26 protein-coding genes, 1 tRNA gene and 1 pseudogene are annotated in these 25282 nt (G+C 71.7%); 8 read left to right on the forward strand and 20 right to left on the reverse strand.

Annotated elements, in window-relative coordinates; translation table 11 throughout:
* The first annotated feature begins 3 nt into the window (after window positions 1-3).
* Window positions 4-1545 carry a dolichyl-phosphate-mannose--protein mannosyltransferase gene (locus ACVDFE_RS02570; protein ID WP_458429453.1) on the forward strand — a complete coding sequence of 514 codons (1542 nt, stop codon included), beginning with the start codon at window positions 4-6 and terminating at the stop codon, window positions 1543-1545.
* Between the two features lie 175 nt (window positions 1546-1720).
* On the opposite strand, the gene ACVDFE_RS02575 is transcribed toward ACVDFE_RS02570, so the two are convergent.
* The 4 genes from ACVDFE_RS02575 to ACVDFE_RS02590 all read right to left on the reverse strand — a co-directional run bounded on the left by ACVDFE_RS02575 (window position 1721) and on the right by ACVDFE_RS02590 (window position 5664).
* The gene (locus tag ACVDFE_RS02575; protein ID WP_360385825.1) at window positions 1721-3694 is read right to left on the reverse strand and encodes a serine/threonine-protein kinase; all 1974 of its coding nucleotides are present in this window, start codon (window positions 3692-3694) and stop codon (window positions 1721-1723) included.
* A 243-nt stretch (window positions 3695-3937) separates the two neighbouring features.
* Window positions 3938-4525 carry a hypothetical protein gene (locus ACVDFE_RS02580; protein ID WP_458429454.1) on the reverse strand — a complete coding sequence of 196 codons (588 nt, stop codon included), beginning with the start codon at window positions 4523-4525 and terminating at the stop codon, window positions 3938-3940.
* Entirely contained in the window at window positions 4522-4785 is a 264-nt protein-coding gene (locus tag ACVDFE_RS02585; protein WP_360385821.1) for a hypothetical protein, read from the reverse strand. The genes ACVDFE_RS02580 and ACVDFE_RS02585 overlap by 4 nt, the downstream gene beginning before the upstream one ends.
* Window positions 4786-4830: 45 nt before the next feature.
* Window positions 4831-5664 (reverse strand): hypothetical protein, encoded by an 834-nt coding sequence (locus ACVDFE_RS02590; RefSeq protein WP_360385819.1) that lies wholly within the window; start codon window positions 5662-5664, stop codon window positions 4831-4833.
* Window positions 5665-5727: 63 nt separating this feature from the next.
* Between ACVDFE_RS02590 and ACVDFE_RS02595 the strand changes: the two genes are divergently transcribed.
* The 3 genes from ACVDFE_RS02595 to ACVDFE_RS02605 all read left to right on the forward strand — a co-directional run bounded on the left by ACVDFE_RS02595 (window position 5728) and on the right by ACVDFE_RS02605 (window position 9222).
* Window positions 5728-6390 carry a Crp/Fnr family transcriptional regulator gene (locus ACVDFE_RS02595; RefSeq protein ID WP_458429455.1) on the forward strand — a complete coding sequence of 221 codons (663 nt, stop codon included), beginning with the start codon at window positions 5728-5730 and terminating at the stop codon, window positions 6388-6390.
* 94 nt (window positions 6391-6484) lie between these two features.
* Window positions 6485-7213 carry a nucleotidyl cyclase domain-containing protein gene (locus ACVDFE_RS02600; protein WP_360385813.1) on the forward strand — a complete coding sequence of 243 codons (729 nt, stop codon included), beginning with the start codon at window positions 6485-6487 and terminating at the stop codon, window positions 7211-7213.
* The gene (locus ACVDFE_RS02605) at window positions 7210-9222 is read left to right on the forward strand and encodes a hypothetical protein (RefSeq protein WP_458429456.1); all 2013 of its coding nucleotides are present in this window, start codon (window positions 7210-7212) and stop codon (window positions 9220-9222) included. The genes ACVDFE_RS02600 and ACVDFE_RS02605 overlap by 4 nt, the downstream gene beginning before the upstream one ends.
* Here ACVDFE_RS02605 and ACVDFE_RS02610 read toward each other — a convergent pair.
* The 8 genes from ACVDFE_RS02610 to ACVDFE_RS02645 form a co-directional block, all read right to left on the reverse strand.
* Window positions 9210-9536, reverse strand: a complete 327-nt coding sequence (locus ACVDFE_RS02610; RefSeq protein WP_458429457.1) for a hypothetical protein — start codon at window positions 9534-9536, stop codon at window positions 9210-9212. The genes ACVDFE_RS02605 and ACVDFE_RS02610 overlap by 13 nt on opposite strands.
* 223 nt (window positions 9537-9759) lie before the next feature.
* Window positions 9760-10131, reverse strand: a complete 372-nt coding sequence (locus ACVDFE_RS02615) for a cupin domain-containing protein (RefSeq protein WP_360385809.1) — start codon at window positions 10129-10131, stop codon at window positions 9760-9762.
* Between the two features lie 89 nt (window positions 10132-10220).
* Window positions 10221-10985: an excalibur calcium-binding domain-containing protein gene (locus tag ACVDFE_RS02620; RefSeq protein ID WP_458429458.1), complete on the reverse strand. Its 765-nt coding sequence runs from the start codon at window positions 10983-10985 to the stop codon at window positions 10221-10223.
* Window positions 10986-11115: 130 nt separating this feature from the next.
* Window positions 11116-11188, reverse strand: a tRNA-Ala gene (locus ACVDFE_RS02625).
* A 58-nt stretch (window positions 11189-11246) separates the two neighbouring features.
* Window positions 11247-11975, reverse strand: a complete 729-nt coding sequence (sepX, locus tag ACVDFE_RS02630; protein ID WP_360385805.1) for a divisome protein SepX/GlpR — start codon at window positions 11973-11975, stop codon at window positions 11247-11249.
* Window positions 11976-12130: 155 nt separating this feature from the next.
* Window positions 12131-12784 (reverse strand): GNAT family N-acetyltransferase, encoded by a 654-nt coding sequence (locus ACVDFE_RS02635; protein WP_360385803.1) that lies wholly within the window; start codon window positions 12782-12784, stop codon window positions 12131-12133.
* A complete protein-coding gene (glp, locus tag ACVDFE_RS02640) occupies window positions 12784-14007 on the reverse strand; it encodes a molybdotransferase-like divisome protein Glp (RefSeq protein WP_360385801.1) in 1224 nt (407 codons plus the stop codon). Before glp ends, ACVDFE_RS02635 begins: the two co-directional genes overlap by 1 nt.
* 32 nt (window positions 14008-14039) lie before the next feature.
* On the reverse strand, window positions 14040-14924 hold the full coding sequence (locus tag ACVDFE_RS02645) for a UTP--glucose-1-phosphate uridylyltransferase (RefSeq protein WP_360385799.1): 885 nt from the start codon (window positions 14922-14924) through the stop codon (window positions 14040-14042).
* Between the two features lie 38 nt (window positions 14925-14962).
* Between ACVDFE_RS02645 and ACVDFE_RS02650 the strand changes: the two genes are divergently transcribed.
* The 4 genes from ACVDFE_RS02650 (at window position 14963) to mscL (ending at window position 17020) form a co-directional block, all read left to right on the forward strand.
* The gene (locus tag ACVDFE_RS02650; RefSeq protein ID WP_458429459.1) at window positions 14963-15529 is read left to right on the forward strand and encodes a 5-formyltetrahydrofolate cyclo-ligase; all 567 of its coding nucleotides are present in this window, start codon (window positions 14963-14965) and stop codon (window positions 15527-15529) included.
* 94 nt (window positions 15530-15623) lie between these two features.
* Window positions 15624-15944 carry an FmdB family zinc ribbon protein gene (locus tag ACVDFE_RS02655; protein ID WP_458429460.1) on the forward strand — a complete coding sequence of 107 codons (321 nt, stop codon included), beginning with the start codon at window positions 15624-15626 and terminating at the stop codon, window positions 15942-15944.
* A 72-nt stretch (window positions 15945-16016) separates the two neighbouring features.
* The gene (locus ACVDFE_RS02660; protein ID WP_360385793.1) at window positions 16017-16571 is read left to right on the forward strand and encodes an SAF domain-containing protein; all 555 of its coding nucleotides are present in this window, start codon (window positions 16017-16019) and stop codon (window positions 16569-16571) included.
* Complete coding sequence (gene mscL / locus ACVDFE_RS02665) at window positions 16571-17020, forward strand: large-conductance mechanosensitive channel protein MscL (protein WP_458429461.1); 450 nt, start codon at window positions 16571-16573, stop codon at window positions 17018-17020. The genes ACVDFE_RS02660 and mscL overlap by 1 nt, the downstream gene beginning before the upstream one ends.
* A 239-nt stretch (window positions 17021-17259) precedes the next feature.
* Here the strand turns inward: mscL and ACVDFE_RS02670 are convergent, their stop codons facing one another.
* From ACVDFE_RS02670 to ACVDFE_RS02705, 8 genes and pseudogenes are all read right to left on the reverse strand, one after another.
* The gene (locus ACVDFE_RS02670; RefSeq protein ID WP_458429462.1) at window positions 17260-17445 is read right to left on the reverse strand and encodes a hypothetical protein; all 186 of its coding nucleotides are present in this window, start codon (window positions 17443-17445) and stop codon (window positions 17260-17262) included.
* Window positions 17446-17452: 7 nt separating this feature from the next.
* Window positions 17453-17953: a MogA/MoaB family molybdenum cofactor biosynthesis protein gene (locus tag ACVDFE_RS02675; RefSeq protein WP_360385787.1), complete on the reverse strand. Its 501-nt coding sequence runs from the start codon at window positions 17951-17953 to the stop codon at window positions 17453-17455.
* Between the two features lie 5 nt (window positions 17954-17958).
* A pseudogene (locus ACVDFE_RS02680) lies at window positions 17959-18886 on the reverse strand (ATP-binding protein).
* A complete protein-coding gene (locus ACVDFE_RS02685; RefSeq protein ID WP_360385785.1) occupies window positions 18844-19530 on the reverse strand; it encodes a response regulator transcription factor in 687 nt (228 codons plus the stop codon). Before ACVDFE_RS02685 ends, ACVDFE_RS02680 begins: the two are co-directional and overlap by 43 nt.
* Before the next feature lie 193 nt (window positions 19531-19723).
* Window positions 19724-21292, reverse strand: coding sequence for a S1C family serine protease (locus ACVDFE_RS02690; protein ID WP_458429463.1), 1569 nt, complete (start codon window positions 21290-21292; stop codon window positions 19724-19726).
* 66 nt (window positions 21293-21358) lie between these two features.
* Complete coding sequence (gene galT / locus ACVDFE_RS02695) at window positions 21359-22441, reverse strand: galactose-1-phosphate uridylyltransferase (RefSeq protein WP_360385781.1); 1083 nt, start codon at window positions 22439-22441, stop codon at window positions 21359-21361.
* Window positions 22438-23235 (reverse strand): DeoR/GlpR family DNA-binding transcription regulator, encoded by a 798-nt coding sequence (locus ACVDFE_RS02700; protein WP_360385779.1) that lies wholly within the window; start codon window positions 23233-23235, stop codon window positions 22438-22440. The genes galT and ACVDFE_RS02700 overlap by 4 nt, the downstream gene beginning before the upstream one ends.
* 1 nt (window position 23236) lies before the next feature.
* A complete protein-coding gene (locus tag ACVDFE_RS02705; protein WP_458429464.1) occupies window positions 23237-25219 on the reverse strand; it encodes a beta-galactosidase in 1983 nt (660 codons plus the stop codon).
* Between the last annotated feature and the right edge of the window lie 63 nt (window positions 25220-25282).

Here is a 25282-nt window from a genome sequence, read left to right on the forward strand (position 1 = left end):
GACGTGACAGTCCTCGTGCAGCCAGGAGAGGCGCCCGCCGCCGTCGCGGAGGAACCGCGGACGGACCGCGCGGCGGCCCTCGACCCACCTCCGCACGGCAACCGGTTGCGCGGGTGGCTGGTCACGATCGCCGTGACGCTGATCGGCGCGGTCGTGCGGTTCTGGAACGTCGGGTACCCGACGGACAAGGGCACGCCGATCTTCGACGAGAAGCACTACGTGCCGCAGGCGGCGCAGGTGCTGCGCAACGGCGGCTACGAGGACAACCCCGGCTACGAGCTGATCGTCCACCCGCCGCTCGCCAAGCAGCTCATGGCCATCGGCCAGGCTCTCTTCGGCTACGACGGCATCGGCTGGCGGTTCGCCTCGGCACTGGCGGGCGCGATCACGATCCTGCTGATCGCGCGGATCGCCCGCCGCCTGACCCGCTCGGACCTGCTGGGCGCGCTGGCGGGCGTGCTGCTCATCGCGGACGGCGTCTCGCACGTCCAGTCCCGGATGGGCATGCTCGACATCTTCCTGGCGCTGTTCGTGGTCGCCGCGTTCGGCTGCCTGGTCGTGGACCGCGAACAGGTGCGGGAACGGCTCGCGGTCGCCGTGCGCGAGGGTTTCGTGACGAACTCGGCCTTCGGCCCGTGGCTGGGCTTCCGCTGGTGGCGCTTCGGCGCGGGCGTGATGCTCGGCCTGGCGTGCGGCATCAAGTGGTCGGGCATCTGGTACATCGCGGCGTTCGGCCTGCTGACGGTCGTCTGGACCGCACTGGCACGGCGGGCGGCCGGTGTCGAGGAGCCGTGGCTCGGGTCGATCGCGAAGGACGTCCTGCCCTCGCTGGGCGGTCTGGTCGCGATCCCGGTCCTGGTGTACCTGGTGACGTGGTTCCCGTGGATGGCCAGCGAGACCGGCATCGACCGGCACGTGGTCGGCACGAAGGTGCAGGACATCAGCTACGTCCCGGACGTGCTCCAGTCGCTCTGGTACAACGCGAAGAACGTCTACAAGTTCCACGTCGAGCTGGTCACCTCGGAGACCAACCGGCACCCGTGGGAGTCGAAGCCGTGGACGTGGCCGATGGGCCTGCGCCCGATGCTCTACTACTACGACAACTCGGTGACCGGCTGCGGCCAGGCCTCGTGCCTCGGCGCGATCATGCTGATCGGCACCCCGGCGCTGTGGTGGGTGGCGTTCCCGGCGATCGGCTGGGCGATCTGGCGGGCCGTCGGCAGCCTGGACTGGCGCTACGCCGGTGTGCTCGTCGGCTACCTGGCGGGCCTGCTGCCGTGGTTCCTCAACCTCGACCGGCAGATGTACTTCTTCTACGTCACGCCGATGGCACCGTTCCTGGTGCTGCTAATCGTGCTGGCGCTGGGCGAGGTCCTCGGCCGTGCGCGCGCGGGCTCCGAACGCCGCGGCACCGGTCTGCTGGTCGTGGCGCTGTACGTCGGCATCGTGGTGGCGAACTTCGTGTGGCTGTGGCCGATCCTCAACGGCAACCCGATCACGCCGGAGATGTGGCAGCAACAGCTGTGGCTGCCCAGCTGGCGCTGAGCGGTCGCGGCCGGTGCGCGGGTGAGTGGTGAGGCGATCGGCGGAAACCGCCTCACCACTCTTCGCGGGGCATCGCGGTGGTGCTCCGATGCCGGGGCTTCGCGGGTGGACCACCGCCTAGGTCGTTGGCGACGAAACAACCGTTACCGCCCCGCGAGGGGTTCACCCGGTTCGCCTACATCGGCATGTGCTTCGTCGGCGGCGGTCCCGGCTTGCTGATGAACTTCGTGACCGGCCCCTCCTTGCTCATCCCGGCCCGTTCCAGGAACTGCGCCATCTCGCCACGCACCTGCGCCAGCGTCGGGCGGCGGCCCGGTTCCGGGTCCATCGCCGCCAGCAGCAGCCGCGCGTGGGCGCTGTTCTGCGGCAGCTTCGTCACCGGTTCGCCCTGGGCGGCGGCCATCAGCGAGGAGATCGGGTTCTCGCGGGAGCCGCGCGGCGGATGGCCGGTGAGGGCGTAGGACACGGTGGCGGCGAGCTGCCACGAGTCCGAGGCGGGGGACGCGGCCTCACCGCGTGCCGTCTCCGGCGCGAGGAAGTCGGGGGTGCCGACCATCATGCCGGTGGCGGTGAGGGTGCTGTCGCCCTTGGAGCGGGCGATGCCGAAGTCGATCAGGTGGGCGGTGCCCTGGACGTCGACGATGACGTTGGACGGCTTCACGTCGCGGTGCAGGACGCCGCGGGTGTGGGCGGAGGTGAGGGCGTCGGCCATGTTCAGCCACAGCCGGGCCGCCAGCTTGTCGTCGATCAGGCCGTTCTTCATGACCGTCTCGGACAGCGACGCGCCCTCGATGTACTCCATCACCAGCGCGAGGCCGTCCGGGTCTTGGACGATGTCGAACACCCGCACGCAGTTCGGGTGGCGGACCGCGGCCAGTGCGCGGGCCTCGCGGAGCATGCGCTGCTCGGTGTCGTTGTCCGGGGCGTGCGCGAGCTTCACGGCGACGGTGCGGTCGAGCTGTTCGTCGACGGCGAGCCAGACCGTGCCGAAGCCGCCGGAGCCGAGCTGGCGGACGCGGCGGAACCGGCCGTTGCCGGGGTTCCACACCTTGCCCGACTTCTGCACCGGTGCGGGCGACTCCGCGTTCGCGGCGCCGGGGCCGAACGGCAGCGGGCCGGGGGTGTCCGCGAGCACCGCGGGCCGGGACGGCTGCGGTGGCTGCGGGTTCGCCTGGGACGGCTGCTGGAGCACCTCGGCCACCCGCGTCGGCGGGTACTGCTGCGGCGGGGGCGGCGGCTGGTTCACCGGGCGCATCGGCCGGTTCATCGGCGCCGGCTGGTACTTCGGCACCTGTGCCGGCTGGTAGGGCGGCGGCTGCTGCTGGGCGGCCGTGATCGGCTTGGTCGCCGCCTTCTTCTGCGGCAGCTGGGGCTGCTGAGAGGGCTGCTGCGCGGTGTTGCGCGCCACCGGCTGGGGTGGCGCCTGGTTCGCGTTGCGGTCCTGGGACCGGTCACGGCCGGGGCGGTTCAGCATGGCGGTAGTCAACCCGAAGATGCGCACGACGATCGACCCGATCACCGCGATCGGGAAGAACCCGAGCAGGACGTGCCCCACCAGCGTCACGGGCAGTGCCGACGTGGACGCGAGGAGCACCAGGAACGGCGGCCAGAACACCCGGCGCGGCCAGTTGGGCCCGAGCCGGAACGCCGACCCGGCCTGCAGCATGACGAACAGCAGGCACAGCAGGCCGAGCACGATCGTGATTCCGGCGGCGACCAGGAACAGCCACTCGTCGCCCGGCGCGCGGAACACGCCGAGGATCGACGGCGTGCCGTCGACGAGGTAGGCGCCCTGGGAGAACTGTCCGAAGCAGGTCGCCTGGTCGAGCGAGTCGGACCCGGCGATCGTGCGCTGACCGAGGCCCTGCACGGTGCCGCGCAGGATCAGCCACGGCAGCACCAGCGTGCCGGCGACGCCGAGCACGGCGAAGACGGCGCCCGTCACGGCGCCGTAGGAGTTGCCGACCACCCGGCGCACCGCGATGGCGAGCAACGCGGCCACGGTGGGGAAAAGGCCGAGAACGGCACCGAGCGCCGTCGTGGTCCACACCCAGTCACCGGGGCAGACGCTGGCGCCCACGAAACCGTGCAGCCACGTGAGCAAGGACTCCGCGAGCCCCACGACCCGAACCACCCCTTCCGCGATCATCCCCAGCCTAGGTGCCGATTCAGCCTACGGTGCGTGATCGGTGTGCGGCCGACGCCACAGCAACCAAAATCGCGTCCACTGCGTTGCACCTCCCGCACCTGGCCGGACCTCGCGAGAAATGCGCTCTTCTGCCCTCTAGGACGTGTCCGCGGCCTTGTCCGTTGAACGGCGGCTCATCACGGTTGGAGCCGGTTTGCGACTCGGAAGCGTCACGTGCCACGACCTGCGGTGTGGAATCGCCGCTCAGTTGCTGCGCAGCCAGTGCCGGTACCGCGCGACCAGGGCGAGCGAGGTCAGGACCCCCTCCACGTGCGGTTTCGCCATGAAGTCCGCGGCACGCGACCTCGCCGGCCCCGGCTGGGCGGCGGGCTCCGGAGCGGCGGGCACGGGTGGTGGTGGTGGTACGGCCGGGCGCGGCACCAGCGGGACGAACGGCGGCGCGACCAGCACCGGCAGCTCCGACCGGACGTTCCACAGCTCCTCCGCGGCCCGGTCGACCGCGCGGACCGCCAGCCGTTCCTCCCCGGCCCGCTGCTGGTCGAGCCGGTCGAGCAGCTCGCCGTCGGCGCCCAGGCCGAGCCGCACGACCTCGGCGACCGTGTGCAGGTAGGCCTCGACGGCGTCGTGCGCGGACCCGAACGCCTCGGACGTGTCGAGCCACCTCATCCGCGCCCGGTGCCGGTAGTCGTCGAACGCCTCGCTCGCCGCCCCGCGCCACGCCGGTGCCGTCGCGGCGGCGTGCGCGGCCGCGGCCGATGCGCTCTCGTCGCGCATCCGCCTCAGCCACTCCTGGACGGTCCGCAGGGAGTGGAACTCGTCGGGGAGCGTCACGCCGGCGGGGTGTCCACCTGCTCGTACAACCGAGCGGTGTCCCTCAGCCGGTGCACGGTCTCGTCGGCGTCGCCGCCCAGCACGCCGGTCGCGTGGCCGGCCGCACCGCGGAACCTGCTCAGCGCCGCGAACAGCTCACCGCGCCGCCCGTCCACCTCGCCGTCCGGGTGGACCGCCTGCTCCGCGACCTGCTCGACCGCCCTCGCGAGCGGTCCGGTGAGCGCTCTCAGCTCGGCCGGGTCGACCTCGAACCCCCGCACGGCACCCTCCACACCGGAAGTTTGACGCTGAACGATACCAACCTGTTACCTGATGAGCGCGCCGACGTCCGAACTGGACAGGAAGACGGTCTCCTCCTCCGCGGCGCCCGCGTCGACCACGACCGCGAGCCGCGCCGACGCCACGAACGGCAGCAGCTCCGCGCCCTCGACCTCCAGCCACCGGTCCTCCCACGGCAGCTCCTTCGCCCGCCGGTAGGCCACGAGCCGGTCGAGCCCGGTGAACACGAGCACTGCCTTCTCGTAGCCGTCGACGCTCGTGGTGACCAGCCCCGGCTCCCCAGGGTCGGGCAGGAACACGGTGGTGCCGAGCAGCTCCGCGGCCACGCCGGGATCACCTGCCCGCGCCAGCTCGCGGACCCGCGGCTCCGCGCGCGGCCTGCGGTACATCGGCCGCCCGTGCAGGACGTGCTCCAGCTCCACGGCGGTCGACGGCACCGAGGGGTCGACGCGGAAGTGCGGCACGCAGTTCAGCGCGAACGGGATGTCGTCGACGCTCGCGCCCGGCAGCACCGCGACGACGACCTTGCGCTTGAACTCCTCGGGCTTGCGCATGAGCATGCCGCGCAGGTGCTTGAGCTCGTACTCGGCACCGGCGCTCATGGGGCTGTCACCGCGGAACGCGAGCCGCCACCCCGCCGACACCGCGACCACGATCCGGTCCGCGTCCTCCATGCGCTGCAGGCAGTACGTGGACCAGTCGACGGGCAGGTGCTGGTTGAACAGGTCGAGGTCGGCGTCCACGCCGAGGCGGTGCAGCAGCTGCGCGAACGCGTGCACGGTGTCCCGCCACGCCTGGACGCGGGCGGCGTCCCAGCCGGGGCTGCTGTGCGCCCAGACGACGAAGGCTTGCGGCTGCATCGCGGAATCATGGCAGCCGGTCGTATGGACTCCAACGGATTAAGCCGGGCACGATGGACGACCGTGGCGGATTCCTCGGCAGCCCGCGGACGCGGCGCGTTGCGCACCGCGGGTGCGCTGCGGCCGTTCGCCGCGGGCGAGCACCTGATCAACGCGGGTGAGCGCAGCGACGAGGTGCTGCTGCTCGACTCGGGCCTGGTCAAGGTCGTGCTGCCGACGGCGGGCGACCGGGAGCCGATCACCGGCCTGTTCGGCCGCGGCGACCTGCTCGGCGAGCTGGGCGTCACCGGTGGCGTCCCGCGCAGCGCCCACGTGATCGCGCTCGCCGCAGGCTCGGCGTGGCACGTGGCCGGCGGCCGGTTCGTGGCGCTGCGGGCGACGAACCCGGACGTGCAGCGCCTGGTCGACCAGACGTGGCGCGACCGCCAGCGCAACGCGGACGAGCTCCAGCGGCTGCTCGTGCGGCCGGTGCCGGAGCGGGTGGCGCTCTGCCTGCTGCGGTGGGCCCTGGCGTTCGGCGAGGAGGTCGACGGCGGAGGTCTGGAGCTGCGCGGACTGAGCCAGGACGAGCTGTCCCAGGCGGTCGCGGCATCGGTGCAGCACGTCCAGGAGACGTTGAAGGCACTGCGGTCCGAGGGCCTGCTGCACACCGGCCGGCTGCGGTTCTGGCTGCCGGACCCGGACCGGCTGGGACATTTCATTGCCAAAGCGGACCGCGGGAACTGACAACTTGTTGTCCCGGTTTTCCGGGGATGGCCACCGCCGCGAGCCGCCAGACTCGACAGCTCAGTTCGGGCGCGAGCACCTCGGAGGCAGTGAGTTGAACCCCGTTCCCCAGCACCGCACCTTGCTCGGTGTCGACGTCATCGGCTCGGCACAGCTGCCGCCCCACCTGCTGGCGGCAGTCCCCACCACCGTCTCGGAGCTGCTGCACGCCGCCCTCTCGGCCGCGGGCATCGACCGGTCCGATGTGCTCGCCGTCGAGTCACCTGGCGACGGCGCCCTGCTCGTCCTGCCGAGCGAGCTGCTGGGCGCCGCCGTCGACGCGGCCGCGCACCTCGACCAGCTCACCACCGAGCACAACCGCTGGCGCAAGCCGGAGGTCCGCCTGCGCGCGGCCGTCCACACCGGTCCGGTCGGTGCGGACGGCGGCTTCTACCAGGCCAGGATCACCCACACCCGGCTCCTGGACGCCAGGGAGTTCAAGGCCCTGCTCACCCGCTGCCGCGAGGAGGGCGGCGAGGAGACCGCCAACACCGGCCTCATCGTCTCCGCGGAAGCCCTCGACACCGCCTTCAGCGGCAACCACACCCGCCTGGCCCGGCGCGCCGAGTTCGGCCCGCTCCCGGTGGCCAACAAGGAGTACCGGCACACCGCGTGGGTGCGCGTGCCCGGCTTCGACCCGCGCGCACTGACCGCGCTGACCACCACGCCCGCGCCGCCGGAGAGCGCGGCGCGGGTGGTGAACACGGTGCACGGCACCAACCACGGGGTGCAGGCGGGCGACATCCACGGCGGGGTCACGCTGTACGCGGGGCACCGGCCGTGAGCGAGGAGAAGAAGGACCAGCCGCAGCCGGAACCGCAGAAGGTCCCGGCCGACGCCGCGCCGCTGTCGCCGGGCGAGGGCCGGCACACGTCGAACGTCTCGCACGGCGACATGCGCGGTGTGCAGACCGGTGACGTCCACGGTGACGTGGTCATCCGAGCCGCCGTGACCGCGGACCAGGCCGATCTGATCGTGCGGTACGCGGCGCCGCAGGACGTCGACGACGTGCAGCACGAGTTCGTGCCACCAGGTGGCTTCGCCTCGGCGCTGGCGGCCCTGCGCCGGGACAACGTCGTCGTGCTGTGCGGCGCGGGCACCGGACGCACGTTCGCGGCCCGCAGACTGCTGGCCTACGAGCTGCGGGTCGCGCGGATCGCCGACATGAACCGGTCCCGCCCGCTGGGCACCGTGCGGGCCGCCGAGCTGGAACGGGACACCGGTGTCGTGCTCGACGTGCGGGACAGCCGCGACCGGCCGTTCACCGACAGGGACTTCGCCCAGTGCCGCGACGTCATGAAGGACGCGGGCTGCTACCTGGTGGTGCTGCTGGACCACCACGGCCAGGTGCCCGACGCCGCGGCGAAGGACGCCGTCCTGCTGACCGCGCCGCCCCCGGTCGAGGTCGCACAGGCGGAGCTGCGCAGGCGCGGGCACGCAGGCGAGGCGGAGCTGCAGACGCTCAAGGACGAGCTGGCTCCCGCGTTGGACGGTGCCTCGCCGGACAAGGCCGTGCGCGCCGCGGACCTCGCCGTGCAGATCCACGAGGAAGGCCTGGCCGTGGCGGACGCGCTCGCGTCGCTGCGGGAGGAGGTCACCGTGGCCGTCGCACGGTGGTTCGAGGAGCTGGACGTCCGTGCGCACGCCTACTCGTTCGCGGTGGCGGTGCTGGAGAACCAGCCCTACGAGCACGTCATGGACCGGGCCTGGGCGCTGGACCAGGACATCAGGACGGCCCGGTTGCCCGAGGACAAGAAGCTGCGGCCGCGTTGCGTGTTCGACCGGTCGAAGGACCGGATGCTGCGCGAGATCAGGGCCACGACCGAGGTCCGCGCCCACCCGAAGCACAAGGACATGTTCGAGGAGACGGTCCGGTTCGAACGCCACGACTGGGCGCGCGGCGTGTTCAGGCACATGTGGCGCCAGTACCCGGCGGCGCACGGGGTCCTGCGCGACTGGATGTGCGCGGACGACACGCTCGACCGGTTCAAGGAGGAGAGCGTCCAGGCGATCTGCGAGGTGGTGCGGACCGTTCCGGCCCACGAACCGCTGGCGCTGGTGGAGAACCTCGGCTCGCAAAGGCAGTACGGGCGCCGGGAGCTGGCGGCGCGCGCGATCGAGGTGCTGGTGGACGACGACCTCGTCCGGCCGCTCGTCGAGAAGACACTGGGGCGGTGGGTCAAGGCCGGCAACGCCTTCGAGAAGGCGACAGCGGCCGCGGTGTACTCGTCATCGTTCGGCCGCCGCGACCTCACCGCCTCGCTCGCGAAGCTGACCGAGATCGGCAAGTCGAAGCAGCACGCACCGCAGCGCGCGGTCGCCGCCGGCGTGCTGGCGATGCTCGTGGACGAGGACATCCGCGGGATCGCGCTGGACACGGTGATGTCCTGGACCGCCGGTCGCTACCGGCGCACCGGTCTGCAGCCGATCTCCCTCGTGCTGGGGCTCTGGGTCTCCGGGATCTACCGGACCCGCCACGAGTACTTCGTCGAGTTCGGCCGCGCGTTCCCGAAGCAGGTCAGGGACCTGCTCAAGCACGTGCTCGCGGACGAGGAGTTCGGCGGTTACGTGCTCGAACACCTGGGGGAGCTGGCACTGCACGCCCGGTGGGACGCCGCGAAGGCGGCCGAGCTCGTCCGGCTCACCCGGCTGATCGCGCCGGACCTGTCGTGGTGGCGGCGCAGGGACGCGGTCGACGCGGTGTGCTTCCAGCACCCGGCCAAGCGCTCGGAGATCCAGCGGATCTTCCGCATCGCGTGCAAGGTGCAGAAGGGCCGGGCTCAGCCGTCGTAGACCTCGTGCTCGGCCAGCGGCCGGGTGCGTCGACCGCGGCGTGCGAGGCGAGGTGCCCGTCCCGACGCGTTATGGCTGGCGTGCGAGGTGGGATGTCCGTCCTCGACGCGCCACGGCTGGCGTGTGGGGCGAGGCGCCCGTCCGGGAGCGCGGGCCGGTTCGAGGCGGGCGACCGGGTTCGGTCCCGTCCCCCGGCCCGCGAGTCGCGGTGCAGGGCCGTGGGTGCGGGCGGCGAGGGCGGCGCGGAGGACGACGGGCTCGCCGGCCGTGCTACCGACCAGCACCCGCGCCTCGACCGCCGTCGCGCCGGGCACGACCGTGGGGTGGGCGGCCGCTCACCTCGCGTGCGGGGTCGTGGCTGACGCCGGTGACCCGCCGGAGGTGGCGGCCCCGAGTAATAAGGCGGCGACCACCGATTCCATGAGACCAACATAGCCGCGACCGGCGCGTTCGCCGACCAGCTTCACCCCACGGGCGGGTGAGCCCGGAAACGTTGTACCGCAGGTGACTCAGGGTTTCGAGTCCACACCGGACGGGTCAGTGCCCGTGGTCGTGCTTCGGCGCGAACGGCTGGAAGACGTAGAACATCGTCACCGGCTGGTCACCCGCGACCGTCTCGTGGTCGACACCGGGCGGGACGACGGCGTAGGAACCGGCCGTGGCCTCGACGCCGCCGATGCTGACCGTGCCGTCGACGACCCACGTGTGCTGCGCGGCCGTCGGGTGGACGTGGCCGGCGTCCCGTGCGCCCGGTGCCATCTGGATCAGGCCGACGACCGTGTCGCCGGTGGGCGACCTCCACAGCATGCGGTTCTGCAGCCCTTCGTCGCCGTGCAGCGGGAACGGCTTCATCTGCGCGAGGGCATCCGGCGAGATGACGGTGACCTTGTCCTGCGGCGTGTCACTCACGGGCACGGCCTTTCCGGATCGGGGGCTATGACCGTTGTATAGGCGAAAAGGCCGCGGGCATTACGCCTGTGGACGCCCGCGTCTTTGCGCTATTCGCACGCCACGCCGTCGTTGTCCCGGTCGAGTGCGGACCGGTAACCCGGCTGGCCGCGGTAGAGCGGCGCCGCGCCGGCCGCCCTGGCCGCTGCGCAGTTCGCGTAGTACGCGGGAGCGGGCGCTGGCTGAGGCTGCGGCTGGGGTGCGGGCTGGGGTGCGACGGGCTGCGGCGCGGGCTGGGGCGCCACGGGCTGCGGGGCGACCGGTTGCGGGACAACGGGTTGCGGAGCGGGCTTCACGTCCAGGCCGCCGCACGACGGGCCCCAGAACCCCAGCGCGGCCTGCTTCGCGACCGCCTGCGCCTGCTGGACGGCCGTGTCGGCCTCGGCCAGCGCCCGCGCGGCGCCCTGGCTCACGGCGAGCACCGAGTAGTCGTTGCCGTCGGACAGGAGCAGCCGCAGCCCCGACACCTTCACCGGCTTGCCGACCAAGGTCTTGGTCGCGAACTCGGCCGACGCCGCCGCCCAGCACTCGCCGGGCACGGCCAGCCCGGCGACGACCACCTTGCTGCCGTCCGACAACGCCACCGTGCGACCGTCCACAACGGACGCGACGGTCACCGGCGGCGGCGTCGTCGTGGTCGTCGTCGTGGTGGTGGTCGTGGTCGTCGTCGTGCTCGACGTGGACGTGGAACCGGCGAGGTCGGCGGGTTCCTGCCCACAGCTCGCGACGACCATCAGGGACACGGCCGTGATGGCGACCAGGAGGATGCGGGGGTTCTTCGGCAGTTGTCGCCAGAGGGCGCGTGCGGCGGTCATGGCCGTCACATCGCGAAGCCCCGCATCCGGTGTTACCCGTGTCACTCAAAAGGCCCAGTGGACCGAACGTCCATTCAGGACAAAAAGAAGAAGTCCGGCGGTCGTGGTGACCACCGGACTTCTTCTTGCGTGGAGCTGAGGGGAATCGAACCCCTGACCTTCTCGATGCGAACGAGACGCGCTACCAACTGTGCTACAGCCCCTTGCGGTGTTACGAGAGAACTATAGCAGGGCGGAAAGAGGTGTTTCACCACCCCCCTCCTATGCCCCGACAGCACCCCGGTACCGCAGCGACTCCACTCCGTCGAGCTCGACGAACACCGGGTCCTCGTCGTCGGAGTCGACCGGGATCGTGCCCGGGAGCACGTGGTGCTCGTAGCGCGGCAACGGCGGCAGCGCCGGGAGGTCGTCGGCCACCTCGGCGACGTCGACGACCTCGACCTCGGTGGTCTCCAGCGCCTCGACGACCACCGGCGCGTCCGCCTCGACGGCCGGGGTCTGCTGCTGCGGGCCCGTCGCACGGCGGCGGCGGACCTGTTGCAGGCGGGCGAGCCGGCGGGCGCGGATCTCCTCCTCGATCCGCACCTGGCGGCGCAGGTACGTCAGGTAGCCGGCCAGCAGGAGGTCGAGGCCCGCGTGGGCGTACCAGAGCGGCGTCCAGAAGACGCCGGCGACCACACCGGTCGCCACGGCGGCGACCAGCAGGAACGCCACGACTCTGCGGCGGAACGCGTACTTCGCCTGCGCGACCAGCGCGGCGGTCTCCGGGTCGTAGCCACCGCGGCCACGCCGGAACGGGCGTTCGACGTACTCCTCCTCGTCGAAGTAGTCGTCGTCGATGTCGTGGATGTCGTCGTACTCGGCGTCGGGCATGGCGTCGTACTCCTCCCCCACGCTGCGCGCACTCTCCTGGCGCTTGCGGGCCACCATGGGGACGAGGACGACCAGCCACGCCACTACCAGCGCAACGATGATCAGCGAACTCGGCATTCCCCGTTCACCTCCCCCGGCCCACGCGTGGTGCTGTCACCACGCTAGTCACAACAGTCACACCTGTGTCGGAGGCTCGCCGAGCGCGGTGCGTACCAAAGTGTGGTGTATCACCCACTTTCGGGTGAAGCGATTAGGACGAACGGAAGCGGATGTCAGGGAAGACGGGCCTCTCCGCGTGCGACCAAACGGCGCACTAGGCCATCAGGGACCTCTTCGGCCGTGAGGGCCAGGCAGAGGTGGTCACGCCACTGCCCGGCAACATCCAGATAACGCTTGAGGAGGCCTTCCTCGCGGTACCCGGACTTGGCGAGCACCCGTAAGGAGGGCCCGTTCTCGGGCCGGACGGTCGCTTCGAGGCGGTGCAGACCGGCCCCGCGGAAGGCGTGGTCCGTGAGCAACGCCACGGCGGCCGTCGCGACGCCGCCGCCCGCCCGGTCGGCGGCCACCCAGTAGCCGATCCAGGCCGAGCGCAGTGCTCCGCGGACGATGTTGCCGACGGTGATCTGGCCGGCCACCTCGCCGTTGACGAGGATCATGAACGGCAGGGTGGTGCCGCGCCGGGCCGTGGAGCGCAGCGTCGACCACTGGGCGGGCCAGGAGAGCACGGCGTTGCGCTCGTCCCAGCCCTCCACGGCGGTCGGTTCCCACTGCTCCAGGTACTCGCGGTCGCGGATGCGCAGCCGCGACCACCGCGCGCCGTCGAAGAGCCGCGGGCCGCGCAGCACGACGGTTCCCGCGCGCACGTCGAGCGGCCCCAGCCGGACGGGCCAGCCGGGGTGCCGTCCGAGATCGGCGAAGGCGCTCATCAACTCCTCTGGGCCAGGAAGCTGACCCGCACTTCCTCGCCGGCGGAGACGTCCGTGACGTCCTCGTCGACCATGACCAGGCAGTTCGCCTCGGCGAGGGAGGCGAGCAGGTGCGACCCGGACGTGCCCAGCGGCTGCACCAGGTACTCGCCGTTGTCGGCGTCGCGCAGCAGCTGGCCGCGCAGGAATCCGCGGCGGCCCTTCGTCGACTGCAGCGGTGACAGCAGGCGGGCCGACACCGCGCGGCGGTACGGGTTCTTCTTGCCGAGCGCGGCCCTGATCAGCGGCCTGACCAGCACCTCGAACACGACCAGCGCGCTCATCGGGTTCGCCGGCAGCAGGAACGTCGGCACCGCGTCCGGTCCGAGCCGGCCGAAGCCCTGCGCGGAGCCGGGGTGCATGGCGACGCGGGTGACGTCCATGTCGCCCAGCTCCGACAGCGCCGCCCTGACCTCGTCGCCGATCGCGCCGCCCACGCCACCGGCGATGACGACGATCTCGGACAGCAGCAGCCGGCCCTCGACGACCTCGCGCAGCCGGCGCGGGTCGGCCGACGTGATGCCGACCCGGCTGACCTCGGCTCCCGCGTCGCGGGCGGCGGCGGCCAGCGCGTACGAGTTCACGTCGTAGACCTGGCCCTGGCCGGGCGTGCGGTCGACGTCGACGAGCTCCTCGCCGAGCGAGATCACCGATACCCGCGGGCGCGGGTGGACGAGCACCTTGTTGCGGCCGACGGCGGCCAGCAGGCCCACCTGGGCGGCCCCGATGGACGCGCCGCGGCGCACCGCGACGTCACCGGTCTGCACGTCCTCACCGGTGCGGCGGACGAACCCGGCGGAGGGCACGCTGCGGTTGACGGTGACCTTGGCGTGGTGGCCGTCGGTGTAGCCCAGCGGCACCACCGCGTCGGCCAGCGTGGGCAGCGGCGCACCGGTCGCGACCCGCACCGCCTGGCCGGGTTGCAGCCTGCGCGGCTGCCGGGAGCCCGCGGGGATCTCCCCCACGACCGGCAGCTGCACCGGGTCCGCGTTCGCACCGGACACGTCCACGCTGCGCACCGCGTACCCGTCCACCGCCGCCTGGTCGAAACCGGGCAACGCGCGTTCCGCCACGACCTCTTCGGCGCAGAGCAGGCCCTGCGACTCGGAGATCGCCACCCGCACCGGCGCGGGCCGCACCGCGGCCGCGATCACCCGGGCGAGCTGCTCGTCCACTGACCTCATGTGATTGGTCCTCGCGCCCAGAATGGTGTTGATCAGGATTTGTCGAGGCGTTCCCGCAACCACTCGCGCAGGTCGGGTCCGTACTCCGGGGTGTTGAGTGCGAAGTCAACCGCAGCCCGCAGGAATCCCGCGGGATTGCCGAGGTCGTGTCGCCCACCGCGGTGGACCACGACGTGCACCGGGTGCCCCTCGTTGATCAGCAGCGCGATGGCGTCGGTGAGCTGCAGCTCGCCGCCCGCACCGGGGGTGATGCGCTTGAGCGCGTCGAAGATCGCCCGGTCGAGCAGGTAGCGCCCGGCGGCGGCGAACGTCGAGGGCGCCTCCTCCGGCTTCGGCTTCTCGACCATGCCGACGACCTGCTTGACGTCGTCGGAGCCGGTGTCGCGGACGTCGAACACGCCGTACGCGGAGATCTGCTCGCGCGGGATGTCGAACGCCAGCAGGACGCTGCCGCCCTTCTCCTCGCGCACCTGTGCCATCTTCTTGAGCGCGTCCGTGGGCAGGATGATGTCGTCGGGCAGCAGCACCGCGACGGCCTCGTCCTCACCGGTCAGGTTGGCCTCTGCGCAGCCGACCGCGTGGCCGAGGCCCAGGGCCTGCTCCTGGATCGCGGTCTCGGCCTTGATCAGCTGAGGGGCACGCCGGATCTTCTCGACGAGTTCGGGCTTGCCGCGGTCGGCGAGCGTCTGCTCGAGCTCGGGGTTCTCGTCGAAGTAGTTGGCGACCGACGCCTTCTCCGGCGAGGTCACGATCACGAGCCTGGTGGCACCCGCACCGGCCGCCTCCCTGGCCACGTACTCGATGGCGGGGGTGTCGACGAGCGGCAGCAACTCCTTCGGCACGGCCTTGGTCGTGGGGAGGAAGCGAGTGCCCAGGCCGGCCGCGGGCACGATGGCGGTGTGGAAAGCGCTGCTCATGGGCTGCGATGCTAACGACATACCGGGGGATACCCACCATGACGTCCGATCTTCGTGACCGGAAGGCCACTCTGCGTTCGCGGTTGCTGGCCGAGCGCCGCGCGGTGCCCGCCGACGTGCGCGCCCGTGAGGCCGCCGCGCTGGCCGCGCACGTGGCCCGGCTGGAGGTGGGGCCCGACCAGACCGTGTGCGCGTTCCTGCCGGTCGGGTCGGAGCCCGGTGACGCCTCGTGGCTCGACGGGTTGCGGTGCCGGGTGCTGCTGCCGGTCGTGACGGGCGACTCGCCGCTCGACTGGGCGGTCCACACCGGTCCCGCCGACCTCGCCCCGGCGGCGTTGCGGCTGCTCGAACCCACCGGGCCCCGGCTCGGCGCCTCGGCGATCGCTGGAGCCGCGCTGGTGCTCGTGCCCGCGCTCGCGGTGTCGGTGGACGGGGTGCGGCTCGGGAAGGGCAAGGGGCACTACGACCGGTCGTTGCCGCTGGTCACCGCGCCGCTGGTGGCCGTGGTGAGGGACGCGGAGGTGCTGGAGTCGGTGCCCGCGGAACCCCACGACGTGCGGATGAACGGCGTGCTGACGCCCGTCGCGGGCCTGCGCTGGCTGTGACGTTGACCTGTGGTGTTTGCGCTCGGGGAAGGTCCTGGGCGAAAATCGTGTTGGCACTCACAACGGTCGAGTGCCAGATCTAGGAGCGAACCCAGTGCCTACGTACCAGTACGCCTGCACCGCGTGTGAGCACCGGTTCGAGGCGGTGCAGTCGTTCAGCGACGCCTCCCTCACCGAGTGCCCGGAGTGCTCGGGCAAGCTGCGCAAGCTGTTCGGTGCCGTCGGTGTGGTCTTCAAGGGCAGCGGTTTCTACCGCACGGACAGCCGTTCGTCGACCAAGGCCCCCGCCGCCTCGTCGACCTCGACCTCGACCTCGTCGACGTCCTCGTCCACGGAGTCCTCGTCGTCGTCCACGACGTCTTCGTCGAACTCCGCGAAGTCCTCGACGAGCTCCCCGGCGGCCGCGGCCTCCTGAAGATCGCGAGTTGTCCACAGCCTCGCGGCTCGACACCTCCGTCATGCCCTCGCCGGTCCTACCGTCGAGGGCATGACGCTGTCCCCGACCCCGTCCGACCGCCTCCGCTCGCTGCTCCGCCGCGGTGTCCCGCCGTTCTGGCGCCGTCTCCTGGCGCTCGGGCTGACCCTGCTGGCGCTCTCGACGTTCTTCTGGCCCGACGTGGGCCACCCCGCGGTCGTCGCGACCCGCGACCTGCCCGCCGGCGTGCCGCTCGGCCCCTCCGACGTCCGCGTGCAGCCGCTGTCCGTCCCACTACCGGGGTCGTTCCCCTCACCCGGTGCGGTGATCGGTCGCACCCTGTCCACCCCGACCCGCGCGGGCGTCCCGCTGACGGACTTCGCCCTCGCGACCGGTCCACCCGACCTCGCCTCCGTGGCCGTCCGCGTCGCTGACCAGGAGCTCGCCGCCGTGGTGCGGGTGCAGGACCGCGTGGACGTCGTGTCCGCGGAGGGTGAGGTCCTCGCCTCGGACGCCTCCGTCCGCGAGACGAGGGGCCAGGTCGTCGTCCTGACGTTGCCGAGACGAAACGCGACGCGCGTGGCCGCGGCATCACTGGAGCACGCCTTAGCCGTTACTCTCCGCTGATGCTGAAGGGTTTCAAGGACTTCCTGATGCGCGGGAACGTCGTCGACCTGGCCGTGGCCGTGGTCATCGGCACGGCGTTCACCGCGATCGTCACCGCGTTCACCACGAGCATCATCAAGCCGCTGATCAACGTGTTCGGCGGCGCGGAGACCAAGGGCCTCGGTTTCTCCCTGCGCACCGACACCCAGGCGCTGAAGGACTCGACCTTCATCGACCTGAGCTCGTTCATCAACGCCGTCATCAACTTCCTGATCGTGGCCGCGGTCGTCTACTTCGTGCTGGTGCTGCCGATCAAGAAGATCCAGGAGCGCCGCAAGAGGGGAGAGGAGAGCGGCCCGGCCGAGCCCACCGACGTCGAACTGCTCAAGGAGATCCGCGACCTCCTGGCCGCCCAGGCCAGCCAGCCGCCGACCACCCCCACCCGCGACCGCCGCGACCCGGCGATCTGAGTCCCCACCGGCCGCCGTCCCGACGGCGGCCGGCCCACCCACCTCCCGCCCCACGCGGGGAGTGAGCGCCGTGCGGACAAGCGCCGTGAGAGCGAGCCCCGTCCGGGCAAACGCCGTGCGGGCGAGGCGGCGCTGGTTCAGCGCACCCGCCGGTGGTTCGGGTGCCGAGGTAGGGCGGGGTGCGGTGCGAGGGCGGGACGCGCTGCGTTCACCGGCCGGAGCGCCGAGGCGCCCCGGCCTCAACCGCCGTGGTGCGGCGGCCGGTTCTCCCGGTACCAGGCCTCGGAGTCCCCGCCGGTCTCCCCGCGCTCGTCCGACGTGGTCTCCGGCAGCACGTCCCCGAACACCTCGGCCAGCCGACGCCGCCGCCGACGCCGGTCCGCGTCGTCGCCGTCATCGGCTGCCCGTGTTCCCTGCTCCGCCACTGCTACTTCACTCTTCGTCGAGCCCGGACAGCTGTTCGATCACGTAGGGCACCAGCGACGACAAGGTCGCCATGCCGTCGCGGACCGCGGAGCGCGACCCGGCCAGGTTGACGACCAGCGTGCTGCCCGACACGCCGGCGAGGCCGCGCGAGATGCCCGCGTCGACCGCTCCCGCGGCCAGGCCGGAGGCCCGGAGGGCTTCCGCGATGCCGTGGATGGGGCGGTCGAGCACGCCCTGCGTGGCGTCGGGGGCGACGTCGCGGGGTGAGACGCCCGTGCCGCCGACGGTGACCACCAGGTCGACGCCGCCGATGACGGCGGTGTTGAGGGCGGCCCTGATGTCGACGACCTCGCCCTCGACGGCGACGGTGCCGTCGACGATGAAGCCGGCTTCTTCCAGGAGTTCGGTGACGAGGGGGCCGGAGCTGTCGTCCTGCTCGCCGTGCGCCACCCGGTCGTCCACGATCACGACCAAAGCGCGGCCAAGGCGCTGCGCGCTGCGTTCCATACCGATCACCGTAGCGGGAGTCGGACTTCGAAGCGGCAGCCAGGACCGTGGTTCTCGACGCCGATGCGGCCGTGGTGGGCGTCGACGAGGCCGCGGGCGATCGCGAGGCCCAGGCCCGCGCCCACCGGGTTGCGGTGGACGGCGCCGCGGAAGCCCACGTCGAAGACCTGCGGCAGCACGTCGGCGGGGATGCCGCCGCACGCGTCGTCGACCCGCACCACCGCGTCGGGTCCGTCCACATCGACCTGCACGGCCACCGCCTCGCCCTGCGGGGTGTGGCGGATCGCATTCGACACGAGGTTGCGCACGACCCGCATCAGCTCCGGTTCGGTGCCGCGGACGACCGGCCATTCACGGGCGTCGGCGCGCAGTTCCACGCCCCTCAGCGCGGCCACGGGAGCGGAGGCGGCCACGACGTCGCTCACCACGTCGGCCAGGCGCACGTCGTGCAGCGTGAGCTTCAGGGCGCCCGCGGTGATGCGGGAGAAGCTCGAACAGGTCGTCCACCATCTTCGACAGGTGGTCGGCCTCCTGGGCGATCTGCTTCGCGTAGACGGCGACCTCGCCCGGTTCGGACACGACGCCGTCCTCCAGCGCCTCCGTCATGGCCCTGATGCCCGCCAGGGGCGTGCGCAGGTCGTGGCTGATCCACGCCACCAGCTGGCGCCGCTGGGCCTCCGCCTCGCGTTCCCAGACGCTGCGGCGGGCGATCGCGCGGCCCAGCATGATCGAGAACGGCACCGTCACGACGGCCACCAGCGCGCACGCCAGCAGGGTCGCCGTCAGCATCGGCGTGAACATGAAGCCGCTGACCATCAGCACACCCGCGATGGTCGCCACGACCGGCACGATGACCATGACGGTCATCGCGCTCGTCAGCGAGACGCGGCTCAGCCGGTCGAACACGGGTCGTACCGGTAGCCGACGCCCCACACAGTGCTGAGCCGCACGGGCCGTGCCGGGTCCTGTTCGATCTTCTCCCGCAGCCGTCGCACGTGGACGGTCACGGTCGACTGGTCGCCGAACTGCCAGCCCCACACGCGTTCCAGCAGCTCGGCGCGGCCGAACGCGCGGCCGGCGTTGCCGATGAAGAACGCCAGCAGGTCGAACTCGCGGGTCGTCAGCTGCAACGGCATGCCGTTCAACGTCGCCGTGTGCGCGGCCAGGTCGAGCACGAGGTCGCCGTCGCGGACCGTGCGCGGTTCGTAGGCGCGGTTGGCCCTGCGCAGCACCGAGCTCACGCGCAACGCCAGCTCGCGCGGGCTGAACGGCTTCGTGACGTAGTCGTCCGCGCCGATCTGCAGCCCGGCGATCCGGTCCTCCTCCTCGCCCAGCGCCGTCAGCATCACCACCGGTGTCGCCCCGCGCTCGCGGATCCGCCTGCACACCTCGAGGCCGTCGATGCCGGGCAGCATCAGGTCCAGCACCACGATGTCCGGTTCCCGCACGGCGAGCACCCGCAACGCCTGTTCCCCGTCGCCGGCGAGCTCCACCTCGTACCCGGCGTGTTCGAGGTACCGGCGCACCACGTCCCGCACCGTCGTGTCGTCCTCGACGACCAGCACCCGTTCCACCACGTCACCACGCTAGGCCACGAACGACCCCGTCACCCGCACCCGTCAGCACTCCGTAATCAGGTCACGCGGGAGTCCCGCGTGACCTGAAAGAAGGGGGCCACATCTGCGCGCGGGGCAGGTGCGTGCAGATGTGGCCTCCGGGTCGTCACGCCCGGCTCGGACGGGCGGTTGTCCGAGCCGGGCGTGCCCCGACCTACCCCACCTCGACTCCGCCGAGGGTGGCTTCCACGGTCTTGCCGTCCGACAGCGTCACGGTCACCTTGTCGCCGGGCGCCTTGGAGCGGACGGCGGCCACGAGGGTGTCCGAGCTGTCGATGCGGCGGTCGCCGAACTTGGTGATGACGTCGCCCTCCTTCAGGCCGGCCTGCTCCGCGGCACCGCCGGAGGTGACCTTGCTGATCTGGGCACCGCCGTCCTGGGCCTCGCGGACCTCGACGCCGAGCACGGTCTGCTTGGGCTTGCCGGTCTTCACGATCTCGTCGATCGTGCGGCGGGCCTGGTCCATCGGGATGGCGAAGCCGATGCCGACCGAACCGGCCTGGCCGCCCGCGGAGTTCGGGCTGTAGATGGCGCTGTTGATGCCGACGACCTGGCCCTGCATGTTCACCAGCGGGCCGCCGGAGTTGCCGGGGTTGATCGCGGCGTCGGTCTGGATGGCGTTCAGCACGGTGGCCTGCGAGTTGCGGGCGTCGCCACCGGCGGAGACCGGCCGGTTGAGCGAGCTGACGATGCCGGACGTGACGGTGCCGGACAGCTCGAACGGCGAACCGATGGCGACGACGCTCTGACCGATCTTCAGGTCACCGGAGTTGCCGAGCTGCACGACCGGGGCGCCGGAGACGCCGTCGGCCTGGATCACGGCGATGTCGGAGCTGGGGTCGCGGCCGAGGATCTTCGCGGTGGCGGTCTTGCCGTCCTGGAAGACGACCTTGATGCTGCCGCCGCTCGCCGCGCCCTCGATGACGTGGTTGTTCGTCACGATCTGACCGTTGCTGGAGATCACGAACCCGGAACCCTCGCCGGCACCGGACCGCGTGACGACCTGGATCTGCACGACGGACTGCAGCATCTTCGCCGCGACCTCCTCGACCGAGCCGGGGGCCGCGTTGCTCGTCTGCGAGGCGGGGCGCGGGGTGTCGAGCGAGCTCACCGCGGACGACTCGTTGGCGAACGTGTACCCGAGGTAGCCGCCGACACCGCCGGAGGCACCGCCGACCAGCAGCATCAACGCCGCCACACCGGCCACGACCTTGCCGCGGCCCTTCGGGCGGTTCGGCACCGACGACTGGTAGCCGGGCGGGAGGTAGAAGGCACCGGTCCCGGGCTGACCGGGCTGACCGTGCTCACCGGGCGGGCCGAACGGACCCGGCTGGCCCGGCTGACCGTGCTCACCGGGTTGGCCGTGCTGACCGGGAGGGCTGAACGGACCCGGCTGACCGGGGGTGTCGAACTGCGCGGTGGTGCTCCCCAGCCCCAGCGGGTGCGCCGGGGGAAGTTGGCCGGACCCGGAGGGCGGGAACTGCTGCCGGCCGGGTCCGGACCCGCCGAGCTGCGCCTGGCCCGCGTCAGGTGCGTGCACCTGCGGCTGGGCCGGTGGAGAAGTTGTCCCGGCCTGGCCGGATCCCCCCTGCAAAGGATCCGGCTGGCCGGGTTCCGGCGGCTGCGGGCCCTGCTCCCGCGCACCGGAGTCGGGGTGACCGGCGGTCGGCGGCACGGAGCGGGACTCGTCCGGCTGCTGCGCTGGCTCGTTGCTCTCGGTCATACCCATAGTGTCGGGTGCCGTCCTGAGAGCAGCCTTAAACCAGCCTTTGAGGTCCGTGAGGGTTCCTCAGAGCGCGCGCAGCCGCTCCGCGATCTGCTCCGGCGTCACGTCGTTGATCCACACCGCCTCGCCGGACTCGGAGCCGGCGAGGTACTTCAGCTTGTCCTTGGTCCGCAGCACCGAGAACACCTGGAGGTGCAGCCACATCTCCGCGCGACCGGCGTTCACCGGCGCCTGGTGCCAGGCCGCGATGTAGGGCAGCGGCCGGTCGTAGAGCGCGTCCAGGCGGTGCAGCACCTTCAGGTACAGCGCGGCCAGGTCGTCACGCTCCACAGAGGACAGAGCGGCCAGGTCGGGCACCTGGCGGCGGGGTGCCAGCACGACCTCGACCGGCCACCGCGCCGCGGCGGGCACGAACGCCACCCAGTGCGCCGACTCCTCCACCACCCGCGTGCCCGCGCGGAGCTCCGCCTCCAGCACGTCGCCGAACAACGGCCGCCCGTGCTGCTCGTGGTAGTCCAGCGCCGCCGAGAGCATCCGCTCGGTCCGCGGCGTCACGAACGGGTAGGCGTAGATCTGCCCGTGCGGGTGCGAGAGCGTCACGCCGATCTCTTCGCCGCGGTTCTCGAACGGGAAGACCTGCTCGACCCCTGGCAACGTTGACAAGAAGGCGACGCGGTCCGCCCACGCGTCGACGACGGTCCGCACGCGCGACTCGGACAGCTCGCCGAACGACTTGCCGTGGTCCGAGGTGAAGCACACGACCTCGCACCGCCCACGCCCCGGAGCGCGCACGAACAGCTCCTCGCCATCCACAGTGGACGGCACGTCCGGCACGTTCTGCGCCAGCGACGGGAACCGGTTCTCGAACACGACGACGTCGTAGTCGGCCTCGGGGATCTCGGTGGGCCGCCCCGGTGTCGACGGGCACAGCGGGCACAGGTCGGCCGGCGGCTTGTAGGTCCGCGTCTGCCGGTGGGCCGCCATGGCGACCCACTCGCGGGTCAACGGGTCCAGCCGCACCTCGGACATCGGCTGGGTCGCGGGCAGGTCCCGCGTGTCCGCCGCGACCCGCGGTGGTGCCTCAGCGCTGTCGTCGAAGTAGATGATCTCCCGGCCGTCCGCCAGCTTCCCCGCGGTACGCCTCACGCCAACTCCTCGCCACTTCCCGGTACATGGGCCAGCACCATCTCGCCCACCTGCTCGGCGAGCACTGCGCGCGCGGCGTCCGGCAGACCCTCGTCGGTCACCAGCACGTCCGCCTCGTCAAGATCGGCAATCGTGGAGATGCCCACGGTGCCCCACTTGGTGTGGTCGGCGACCACCACGACCCGGCCCGCGGCGTCGACCAGCGCGCGGTCCGTCTCGCTCTCGTTCAGGTTCGGGGTGGTGAAGCCGGAGCGCTCGGCCATGCCGTGCACGCCCAGGAACACCACGTCCAGGTGCAGCGACCGCAGCGCCTGCACGGCCACCGGGCCGACCAGCGCGTCGGACGGCGTGCGCACGCCACCGGTGAGCACCACCGTGCGGTCGGTGCGCCCGCTCTGCTGCAGCACGTCCGCGACCCGGATCGAGTTCGTGACGACCGTCAGGTCGGGGATGTCGTCGAGGAACCTGGCCAACGTCCACGTCGTGGTGCCCGCGGACAGGCCGATGGCGGTCCCCGGCCGCACGAGGCCCGCGGCCTGGGCCGCGATCGCTTCCTTCTCCGGCAGCTGCCGGACCGACTTCGCCTCGAACCCGGGCTCGTCGGTCGAGCGGCCGACCACCGTGGTGGCGCCGCCGTAGACCTTCTCCACCAGTCCGCGGGAGGCGAGCACGTCGAGGTCGCGGCGCACGGTCATGTCGGAGACGCCGAGGCGGACGACCAGGTCGCTGACGCGCACCGCTCCCGTCCGCCTGACCTCTTCCAGGATCACCGCTTGCCGTTGACGTGCCAGCACCTCACACCTCTTCCCTGAGGACGACGACGTCCCCGGCCCGCACGGTGAGGCGCCCGGAGACCTGCGTGCCGGACACCACGTCGACACCGGACGCCTCGATCTCCGCGTCGGTGTCGGTGTGGTTGACGGCGAAGAGCCACGATACGGCCCCGTGCCGCCGCACGAGCTCGATCCCGGTCCGTGACACCGCGACCCCCGCACCGGAAAGCGCGCTTTCCACCGTTCGGCGGAGACCTGTCTCGTCGAGGTCACATGCGACGTACCACGCGACGCCGTTCCCAAACGCGTTCCGCGTGACCGCCGCGACGCCCGGCAGCGGCCCGTCGGCGTAGGAGGCGATGACCTCGGCGCTGCGGGTGTGCAGGTGCTCGGTCCACAACGAGCAGGTCGACCCGTCGGTCAGCGAGACGGTTTCTCCCTGCCGCAGCGGGAAGAACTCCTCCGAGTACGCGCCCAGCACATCGCGGAACGCACCGGGGTAGCCGCCCAGCCGCACCCGCGTGTGCTCGTCGGTGACCCCGGACAGGTAGGTCACCAGGACATGACCGCCGCCGGCTACGTAGTCCGCGACCACCGCCGCGTGCGCGTCGGACACCGCGTAGAACGCCGGGACCACGACCAGGGCGTACTTCGAGAGGTTCGTGCCGGGTGCGACGAAGTCGACGGTGACGCCGGCCTGCCAGAGCGCCCTGTAGTAACCCAAGACGTGCTGCCAGTGGTCGAAGTCCGCGGTGGGGTGCGCGTCCTGGCGCAGCGCCCAGCCGGACTGGAAGTCGAACAGCACCGCCACCGCGGCGTCCACAGTGGAACCGACGACGTCGGCCAGCTTCGCGTACTCCGCGCCGACCTGGCGGACCTCGCGGTGGACCTCGGTGTCCGGGCCGGCGTGCGGGACCATCGCCGAGTGGTAGCGCTCGCTGCCGCCGCGCGACTGCCGCCACTGGAAGAACAGCGTCCCGTCCGCGCCGTGCGCGATGTGCTGGAACGAGTGCCGGCGCATCTCGCCGGGCAGCTTCGCGATGTTGCGGTGCTGCCAGTTGACCGCCGACGTCGACTGCTCCATCAGCAGCCACGGCCTGCCGCCGGCCAGCCCGCGGGTGAGGTCGGCGGACATCGCGAGCTCGACGTGCCGGTCGGGCGACTCCGCCTGCGTGTAGTGGTCGTTGGAGACGAAGTCGACCTCGCGCGCCCACTTCCAGTAGTCCAGCGCGCCGAACGTCCAGTTGACCATGAAGTTGGTCGTGACCGGCACGTCCGGCGTGATCATCCGCAGCACGTCGCGCTCGGCCTTGTAGAGCTCCAGCAGCGCGTCGTTGCTGAAGCGGTCGAAGTCGAGCACGTGCGCGGGGTTCGCGAACGTCGGCGTCACCCGCGGCGGCAGGACCTGCGCGAAGTCGGTGTAGCCCTGGCTCCAGAACGCCGTGGACCACGCGTCGTTGAGCTGGTCGAGCGTGTAGCGGGCGGCCAGCCACTCGCGGAACGACGCCGCGCACGTGTCGCAGTAGCAGCGGTTGACGTGGCAGCCGTACTCGTTGCCGACGTGCCACGCGGCCAGCGCCGGGTGGTCGCGGTAGTGCCCGGCCATCTCGGCCGCGAGCGCCGTCGCCCGGTCGCGGTAGACCGGCGACGACGGGCAGTAGGCCTGCCGTGAGCCGTGCGAGAGCCGCACGCCGTCCGCGCGGACGGGGAGCATCTCGGGGTACTCGGTCGTCAGCCACGGCGGGGGTGCGGCGGTGGCGGTGGCGAGGTCGGCGCGGATGCCGTTGTCGTGCAGCAGGGCGAGCACCCGGTCGAGCCAGCCGAACCGGTACTCACCTTTGCTGACCTCGATCTTCGCCCAGGAGAAGATCCCGACGCTGACCAGGTTGACCCCGGCCCCGCGCATGAGCTCGACGTCCTCCGCCCAGACGTGTTCCGGCCACTGCTCGGGGTTGTAGTCGGCACCCCAGCCGAGGCCTGGCATGCCCGTGGGCCAAGTCGTCACGGCGGCAAGCGTGGCCGACAACAACCCCCAACGTCAACACAAGCAAACAACACTTCGCGTTTG

The sequence above is a fragment of the Lentzea chajnantorensis genome, assembly GCF_054300775.1.

Bases quoted from the DNA above. Each gene is read 5' to 3' on its own strand.
- ACVDFE_RS02650 (WP_458429459.1), top strand. From the start codon at position 14,963: ATGACGTCCGATCTTCGTGACCGGAAGGCCACTCTGCGTTCGCGGTTG.
- ACVDFE_RS02675 (WP_360385787.1), bottom strand. From the start codon at position 17,953: ATGGAACGCAGCGCGCAGCGCCTTGGCCGCGCTTTGGTCGTGATCGTG.
- ACVDFE_RS02590 (WP_360385819.1), bottom strand. From the start codon at position 5,664: ATGCAGCCGCAAGCCTTCGTCGTCTGGGCGCACAGCAGCCCCGGCTGG.
- sepX (WP_360385805.1), bottom strand. From the start codon at position 11,975: ATGCCGAGTTCGCTGATCATCGTTGCGCTGGTAGTGGCGTGGCTGGTC.
- ACVDFE_RS02620 (WP_458429458.1), bottom strand. From the start codon at position 10,985: ATGACCGCCGCACGCGCCCTCTGGCGACAACTGCCGAAGAACCCCCGC.
- glp (WP_360385801.1), bottom strand. From the start codon at position 14,007: ATGAGGTCAGTGGACGAGCAGCTCGCCCGGGTGATCGCGGCCGCGGTG.
- ACVDFE_RS02690 (WP_458429463.1), bottom strand. From the start codon at position 21,292: ATGACCGAGAGCAACGAGCCAGCGCAGCAGCCGGACGAGTCCCGCTCC.
- ACVDFE_RS02575 (WP_360385825.1), bottom strand. From the start codon at position 3,694: ATGATCGCGGAAGGGGTGGTTCGGGTCGTGGGGCTCGCGGAGTCCTTG.
- mscL (WP_458429461.1), top strand. From the start codon at position 16,571: ATGCTGAAGGGTTTCAAGGACTTCCTGATGCGCGGGAACGTCGTCGAC.
- ACVDFE_RS02635 (WP_360385803.1), bottom strand. From the start codon at position 12,784: ATGAGCGCCTTCGCCGATCTCGGACGGCACCCCGGCTGGCCCGTCCGG.
- ACVDFE_RS02660 (WP_360385793.1), top strand. From the start codon at position 16,017: ATGACGCTGTCCCCGACCCCGTCCGACCGCCTCCGCTCGCTGCTCCGC.
- ACVDFE_RS02645 (WP_360385799.1), bottom strand. From the start codon at position 14,924: ATGAGCAGCGCTTTCCACACCGCCATCGTGCCCGCGGCCGGCCTGGGC.